This window comes from Roseateles sp. (assembly GCF_046300915.1).
Classification (GTDB): Bacteria; Pseudomonadota; Gammaproteobacteria; order Burkholderiales; family Burkholderiaceae_C; genus Kinneretia.
Genome location: NZ_JBKCLH010000180.1, coordinates 21,994 through 29,275, shown reverse-complemented (window position 1 = coordinate 29,275; position 7,282 = coordinate 21,994). Strand labels below are relative to the sequence as shown.

The following is a 7,282-nucleotide window of genomic DNA, read 5'->3' as shown; positions in this document are numbered from 1 at the left end:
ACACTCACCGACCCCGTCGCCGGGGTCGGTGAGTGTCTGATCGCGGTTGAGGCCTATGGCATCAACCGCCCCGATGTGCTGCAGCGCAAGGGTGCTTACCCGCCGCCCGCCGGTGCCAGCGATCTGCCGGGCCTTGAGGTGGCGGGGCGCATCATCGGTGGCGACGCCGCGGCCCTGGCGGCCGCGGGCCTGCAGCCGGGTGATGCCGTCTGCGCCCTGGTGGCCGGCGGTGGCTATGCCGAGCGCTGCGTGGCGCCCGTGGGCCAGTGCCTGCCGGTGCCCGCGGGCTGGACCATGGCCGAGGCTGCCAGCCTGCCGGAGACTTTCTTCACCGTGTGGAGCAATGTCTTCGAGCGCGCCGCGCTGCAGCCGGGCGAAAGCCTGCTGGTGCATGGCGGCAGCAGTGGCATCGGCGTCACCGCGGTCCAGTTGGCCAAGGCCCTGGGCTCGCGCGTGCTGGTGACCGTGGGCACGGCCGAGAAGGCCGCGGCCTGCGTGCGCCTGGGGGCGGATGTGGCGATCAACTACCGTGAACAGGACTTCGTGGCCGAAGCCAAGGCTGCCACTGGCGGCCGCGGCGTGGACGTGATCCTGGACATGGTGGCGGGCGACTATGTCGCACGCAATGTGCAGTGCTTGGCTGATGATGGCCGGGTGGTGATCATCGCTGTTCAGGGTGGGGTGAAGGCAGAGTTCGATGCGGGCCAGGTCTTGCGTCGCCGTCTGACCCTTACCGGCTCCACTCTGCGACCGCGTTCGCTGGCGTTCAAGGCCGGCATCGCTCGCGCACTGCGCGAGCGGGTCTGGCCCTTGCTTGAGCAGCGTCGCATCGCTCCCGTCATCTACCGCGAGCTGCCGGCCGCCGAGGCGGCCCAGGCGCACACGCTGATGGAGTCGGGTGAGCATGTCGGCAAGATCGTGCTGAGCTGGTAAGCGAAGACAAGAGAGAAGAAGAGGGCGACGCAATGCGCAAGAAGCTTGTTGTTGGCAACTGGAAGATGCATGGCAGCCGCGCCGCCAACGCGGTGCTGCTGGCCGGTTTGAAGGAGGCGGGGCCCTGGAGTGCCGATGTGGCGGTCTGCGTGCCTTTCCCCTACATCAGCGAGACCGCGCTGGCTCTGACCGGCACGGCCATCGCCTTCGGGGCGCAGGACTGCTCGGCGCACGAGCAGGGCGCCTACACGGGCGAGGTGTCCTCGGCCATGCTGCAGGACATTGGCTGCCGCTATGTGATCGTGGGTCACTCGGAGCGCCGTGCCTACCACCATGAAGGTGACCAGCTGGTGGCCGACAAGGCCAAGGCGGCTCTGGCTCACGGCGTGACGCCCATAGTCTGCGTGGGTGAGACCCTGGCCGAGCGCGAAGCCGGCCGCACCGAGGAGGTGGTCAAGCGCCAGCTGGCGGTCGTGATCCACACGCTGACGCACTGCATCGGCGAGATCGTGGTGGCGTATGAGCCCGTCTGGGCCATCGGCACGGGCCTCACGGCTACGCCCGAGCAGGCTCAGGCCGTGCATCATGTGCTGCGCCAGCAGCTTCAGGCGGCCAGCAAGAAAGCGGACGCCATGCGCATTCTTTATGGCGGCAGCGTCAAGCCCGATAACGCAGCGCAGCTGTTTGCTCAAGCGGACATCGATGGGGGTTTGATCGGCGGTGCTGCCCTCAAGGCGGCCGATTTTGCGGCCATCTGCCGGGCCGCAGGCTGAGTGTTCGGCCCAATCTGACAAGAGTTACTGGAGTATTTTGAGATGCAAGTTCTGATGAATCTGGTGTTGGTGCTGCAACTGCTGACGGCCTTGGTCATGATCGGCCTGGTGCTGGTCCAGCATGGCAAGGGTGCCGATATGGGGGCCTCCTTTGGTGGCGGTTCCTCGGGCAGCCTCTTCGGCGCCACCGGCAGCGCCAACTTCCTGTCGCGCAGCACGGCTGTCTGCGCCACCATCTTCTTCGTCTGCACCCTGGCCCTGGCCTTTATGGCCAACCAGCGCAGCACGGCGCCGGCTGGCGAAAGCGTGCTGGATCGTGCTGCACCGGCTAGCGCTGCCAGTTCCGGCGCTGCCGCCGTTCCTGCTGCTGTGGTGCCTGCGCCCATCGCTGCGCCTGCGCCGGCCGCTTCCAAGTAAGGTGGCGCGGGCTGTGGCACGGCAGTGTTGCGTTTCGTGCCTGCCGAGCTGCAAATTTCTGCCGTTTCTCTCTAAGTCCTAGGGAATTTCGGTATAGAATGCGAGGCTGTCTGGGAAGCAAACCTCAAGCGAACAGACAGCAAGCAAAACAAGCCGTCGTGGTGAAATTGGTAGACACGCTATCTTGAGGGGGTAGTGGCGAAAGCTGTGCGAGTTCGAGTCTCGCCGACGGCACCAAAACAATAATCGGCCGATAGCGGCATTCGCGCCCATGGGGTGGATGATCGACCGATGCGCCCCGAAGTAATGCTGACCGAAAGGTCGGCTTGCTGGGGACAGAGCGGGCGCGGTCCGTAAGCAATCTATCATTGCTGGCGGCGCGCCCGTAGCTTTTGGCGAAAGCCAAATGCGATTCATTCTCGATAACTGAGTTTTTCGCCATGAATCTGGAACAGTACCTGCCCGTCATCCTTTTCATTCTTGTCGGCGCGGGTGTTGGAGTGGCGCCTCAGTTGCTCGGCGCTCTGCTGGGCCCGCGTCGCCCTGACGCGGCCAAGAACTCTCCCTATGAATGCGGCTTCGAGGCCTTTGAAGACGCGCGCATGAAATTCGATGTGCGCTATTACCTCGTGGCCATTCTGTTTATCCTGTTCGACTTGGAAATCGCCTTCCTCTTCCCCTGGGCGGTGGCGTTGCGCGATATCGGCGCGGCAGGTTTCTGGGCGATGATGATTTTCCTGGGTATTCTGGTCGTGGGTTTCGCCTACGAATGGAAGAAGGGTGCTCTGGACTGGGAGTGAGTTCGCTTCCCCTCGGATAAGCGCGTCGGCCGCCCTGCCTGGCAAGGTGGCTGCAAATGGGGCGGCCTTGGCCGCCTCGGCAATTTGGGATTCTTGCCATGGGCATTGAAGGCGTTTTGAAGGAAGGCTTCGTCACCACCTCGGTCGACAAGCTGATCAACTGGTCCAAGACCGGTTCTCTGTGGCCGATGACCTTCGGTCTGGCCTGCTGTGCGGTGGAGATGATGCACGCCGGTGCGGCGCGCTATGACATCGACCGCTTTGGCATGCTGTTCCGTCCGAGTCCGCGTCAGTCCGATCTGATGATCGTGGCCGGCACCTTGTGCAACAAGATGGCGCCGGCCCTGCGCAAGGTCTACGACCAGATGGCCGAGCCGCGCTGGGTGCTCTCCATGGGCTCCTGTGCGAATGGCGGCGGCTACTACCACTACAGCTATTCGGTGGTGCGGGGCTGCGACCGCATCGTGCCGGTGGACGTCTATGTGCCGGGCTGCCCGCCCACGGCCGAGGCGCTGCTCTACGGCATCCTGCAGTTGCAGGCCAAGATCCGCCGTGAGAACACCATCGCCCGCTGAGCACCCATGAGCACCAAACTCGACACCCTGCAGGCGGCACTCCAAGCCGTCCTTGGCGACAAGATCCTGGAACTCAAGCGCGAGCTGGGTGAGCTGACCCTGCGTGTGCGCCCCGAGCATTACCTGGACGTGGCTCGCACCCTGCGTGATCACGCCGAGCTCAAGTTCGAGCAGCTGATCGACCTCTGCGGTCTGGACTACAGCGACTACGGCAATGGCGCCAGCGCCGTGGCCGAGGGGCCGCGTTTTGCGGTTGCTTCGCATCTGCTGTCCGTCAGCAAGAACTGGCGCCTGCGCCTGAAGGTGTTCGCGGCCGAGGATGACCTGCCCCAGGTGGCCTCGGTCAACCCGGTTTGGAATTCGGCTAACTGGTTCGAGCGCGAAGCCTTCGACATGTACGGCATCATCTTCGAGGGTCATGAAGATCTGCGTCGCATCCTGACGGACTATGGCTTCATCGGCCACCCGATGCGCAAGGACTTCCCGGTCTCGGGTCATGTGGAAATGCGCTATGACGCCGAGCAAAAGCGCGTGATCTACCAGCCGGTGACCATCGAGCCGCGCGAGATCACGCCGCGCGTCATTCGCGAAGACAACTACGGCGGGCTGTAAACCATGGCCGACATCAAGAACTACACCCTGAACTTCGGGCCTCAGCACCCGGCGGCACACGGCGTGCTGCGTCTGGTGCTGGAGCTGGACGGTGAAGTCATCCAGCGCGCCGACCCGCATATCGGCCTGCTGCACCGCGCTACCGAGAAGCTGGCCGAGAGCAAGACTTATATCCAGTCGCTGCCCTATATGGACCGCCTCGACTATGTGTCGATGATGGCCAATGAGCATGCCTACTGCCTGGCCATCGAGAAGATGCTGGGCATCGAGGTGCCCGAGCGCGCCCAGTACATCCGCGTGATGTTCGCCGAGCTGACCCGCATCCTGAACCACCTGCTGTGGCTCGGCTGCCATGGTCTGGACTGCGGTGCGATGAACATCCTGATCTACTGCTTCCGCGAGCGCGAGGACATCTTCGACATGTACGAAGCCGTCTCGGGTGCGCGCATGCATGCGGCCTACTTCCGTCCGGGCGGCGTCTACCGCGACCTGCCGGACAGCATGCCGCAGTACAAGGTCAGCAAGATCAAGAATGCCAAGGCGATTGCCCAGCTCAACGAGAACCGTCAGGGCTCGTTGCTGGACTTCATCGAGGATTTCTGCCGCCGCTTCCCCAAGAATGTCGACGATTACGAAACCCTGCTGACGGACAACCGCATTTGGAAGCAGCGTACCGTGGGCATCGGCGTGGTCTCGCCGGAGCGGGCGCTGAACATGGGCTTTACCGGCGCCATGCTGCGCGGCTCGGGCATCCCCTGGGATCTGCGCAAGAGCCAGCCCTACGATGTCTACGCCAAGATGGACTTCGACATCCCGGTGGGTACCAACGGTGACACCTATGACCGCTATGTGGTGCGCGTCGAGGAAATGCGCCAGAGCTGCCGCATCGTCGAACAGTGCGTCAAGTGGCTCAAGGCCAACCCGGGCCCGGTCATCACCGACAACCACAAGGTGGCGCCCCCCGGCCGTGTCGACATGAAGTCGAGCATGGAAGAGCTGATCCACCACTTCAAGCTCTTCACCGAGGGCTTCCGCGTGCCCGAGGGCGAGGCCTATGCCGCCGTCGAGCACCCCAAGGGTGAGTTCGGCATCTACATCGTCAGCGACGGCGCCAACAAGCCCTATCGTCTGAAGATCCGTGCCCCGGGCTTTGCCCACCTGGCCGCCCTGGATGAGATGGCCCGTGGCCACATGATTGCCGATGCCGTGGCCGTGATCGGCACCATGGACATTGTGTTCGGCGAAATTGACCGGTAAGCGCAGCGATGAGCAGCAGCAATAACGAATATGTGTTGAGCGAGTCCACGCGGGCCCGCTTTGACCGCGAGGTCGCCAAGTATCCGGCCGAGCACAAGCAGTCTGCCGTGATGGCCTGCCTGACCATCGTGCAGCAGGAGATGGGCTATGTCTCGCGCGCCGCGGAAGACGTGATCGCCGACTATCTGGGCATGCCCGCCATCGCGGTGTACGAGGTCACGACCTTCTACAACATGTACAACCAGCAACCGGTGGGCAAGTTCAAGCTCAACGTCTGCGCCAATCTGCCCTGCCAGCTGCGCGATGGCCAGACTGCTCTGGACCATCTGTGCCGCAAGCTCGGGGTGGAGCAGGGTGGCACGACCGCAGACGGCCTGTTCACCGTGCAGAAGAGCGAGTGCCTGGGCGCCTGCGCCGACGCGCCGGTGATGCTGGTCAACGATCGCCAGATGTGCAGCTTCATGAGCGAGCAGCGTCTGGATGAGCTGGTCGACACGCTGCGTGCGCACGCCGCCGCCGGCAAGAACTGAGGGATGGGGAGCATGCTGGATCTTTCCAAATTCCAGGCCACCGGTGCCGAGACCTGTTTCCATGACCGTCATATCAGTCCGCAGATCTATGCCGGTCTGGATGGCAAGAACTGGGGCATCCAGGACTACATCGCGCGCGGTGGCTACCAGGCCCTGAGAAAGATCCTCAAGGGCGAGGGCACGGCCGATGGCGCGCCGCTGACGCCGGACCAGGTGATCGCCGAGGTCAAGACTTCGGGCCTGCGCGGCCGCGGCGGCGCTGGTTTCCCCACCGGTCTGAAGTGGAGCTTCATGCCCCGCCAGTTCCCGGGTCAGAAGTACCTGGTCTGCAACTCGGACGAGGGCGAGCCGGGCACCTGCAAGGATCGCGAGATCCTGATGCACAACCCGCACATCGTGATCGAGGGCATGGCCATCGCGGCCTTCGCGATGGGTATCACCGTGGGCTACAACTACATCCACGGCGAGATCTTCGAGGTCTACGAGCGCTTCGAGGCCGCACTGGAAGAAGCGCGTGCCGCTGGCTTCCTGGGCGACAAGATCCTGGGCTCGGACTTCAGCTTCCAGTTGCACGCCTTCCACGGCTTCGGTGCCTATATCTGCGGCGAGGAAACTGCGCTGCTGGAGTCGCTCGAAGGCAAGAAGGGTCAGCCGCGTTTCAAGCCACCGTTCCCGGCCAGCTTCGGCCTGTATGGCCGGCCCACCACGATCAACAACACCGAGACTTTCGCGGCGGTGCCCTGGATCATCCGCCACGGTGGCCAGCCCTATCTCGAGATCGGCAAGCCCAACAATGGTGGCACCAAGCTGTTCTCCGTGTCCGGCGATGTGAACAAGCCCGGCAACTACGAGGTGCCCCTGGGCACGCCTTTCGAGAAGCTGCTGGAGCTCGCTGGTGGCGTGCGCACTGGCCGCAAGCTCAAGGCGGTGATCCCTGGTGGTTCCTCCGCCCCGGTGCTGCCTGCGGATATCATGATGCAGTGCACCATGGACTACGACTCCATCGCCAAGGCCGGCTCCATGCTGGGCTCGGGCGCGGTGATCGTGATGGACGATTCGCGCTGCATGGTCAACAGCCTGTTGCGTCTGTCGTACTTCTACGCCCACGAGAGCTGCGGCCAGTGCACGCCTTGCCGCGAAGGCACGGGCTGGATGCACCGCGTGATTGAGCGCATTGCCAACGGGCAGGGCAGGGCCGAGGACCTCGACCTGCTGAACTCCGTGGCCGACAACATCCAGGGCCGCACCATCTGCGCCCTGGGTGACGCGGCGGCCATGCCGGTGCGGGCAATGATCAAGCACTTCAAGCACGAGTTTGTGCAGATGATCGAACAGGCGCAGCAGCGCAGCGCTGCCAAGGCGGCCTGAGCGAGCCAGGACAGAAC

Annotated in this window: 9 protein-coding genes and 1 tRNA gene; all 10 read left to right on the top strand. The window is 63.8% G+C overall.

Annotated features, from left to right (window positions below; genetic code table 11):
* Positions 1 to 933, top strand: a 933-nt coding sequence (locus ACK5F2_RS13575) for an NAD(P)H-quinone oxidoreductase (protein ID WP_409865422.1), incomplete at its 5' end; no start/stop codon positions are given.
* Between the two features lie 32 nt (positions 934 to 965).
* On the top strand, positions 966 to 1,706 hold the full coding sequence (gene tpiA, locus ACK5F2_RS13570; protein ID WP_409865420.1) for a triose-phosphate isomerase: 741 nt from the start codon (positions 966 to 968) through the stop codon (positions 1,704 to 1,706).
* 42 nt (positions 1,707 to 1,748) lie between these two features.
* Complete coding sequence (gene secG, locus ACK5F2_RS13565) at positions 1,749 to 2,123, top strand: preprotein translocase subunit SecG (RefSeq protein WP_409865417.1); 375 nt, start codon at positions 1,749 to 1,751, stop codon at positions 2,121 to 2,123.
* A 152-nt stretch (positions 2,124 to 2,275) separates the two neighbouring features.
* A tRNA-Leu gene (locus tag ACK5F2_RS13560) sits at positions 2,276 to 2,360 on the top strand.
* A 203-nt stretch (positions 2,361 to 2,563) separates the two neighbouring features.
* Positions 2,564 to 2,923 carry an NADH-quinone oxidoreductase subunit A gene (locus tag ACK5F2_RS13555; RefSeq protein ID WP_133603659.1) on the top strand — a complete coding sequence of 120 codons (360 nt, stop codon included), beginning with the start codon at positions 2,564 to 2,566 and terminating at the stop codon, positions 2,921 to 2,923.
* Between the two features lie 98 nt (positions 2,924 to 3,021).
* Positions 3,022 to 3,498: a NuoB/complex I 20 kDa subunit family protein gene (locus ACK5F2_RS13550; protein ID WP_046113908.1), complete on the top strand. Its 477-nt coding sequence runs from the start codon at positions 3,022 to 3,024 to the stop codon at positions 3,496 to 3,498.
* Between the two features lie 6 nt (positions 3,499 to 3,504).
* Positions 3,505 to 4,110 (top strand): NADH-quinone oxidoreductase subunit C, encoded by a 606-nt coding sequence (locus ACK5F2_RS13545; RefSeq protein WP_409865416.1) that lies wholly within the window; start codon positions 3,505 to 3,507, stop codon positions 4,108 to 4,110.
* 3 nt (positions 4,111 to 4,113) lie between these two features.
* On the top strand, positions 4,114 to 5,367 hold the full coding sequence (locus tag ACK5F2_RS13540; RefSeq protein ID WP_409865415.1) for an NADH-quinone oxidoreductase subunit D: 1,254 nt from the start codon (positions 4,114 to 4,116) through the stop codon (positions 5,365 to 5,367).
* Positions 5,368 to 5,375: 8 nt separating this feature from the next.
* Positions 5,376 to 5,897: an NADH-quinone oxidoreductase subunit NuoE gene (gene nuoE, locus ACK5F2_RS13535; protein ID WP_409865412.1), complete on the top strand. Its 522-nt coding sequence runs from the start codon at positions 5,376 to 5,378 to the stop codon at positions 5,895 to 5,897.
* A 12-nt stretch (positions 5,898 to 5,909) separates the two neighbouring features.
* A complete protein-coding gene (gene nuoF, locus ACK5F2_RS13530) occupies positions 5,910 to 7,265 on the top strand; it encodes an NADH-quinone oxidoreductase subunit NuoF (protein WP_409865410.1) in 1,356 nt (451 codons plus the stop codon).
* The last annotated feature ends 17 nt before the right edge of the window (positions 7,266 to 7,282 follow it).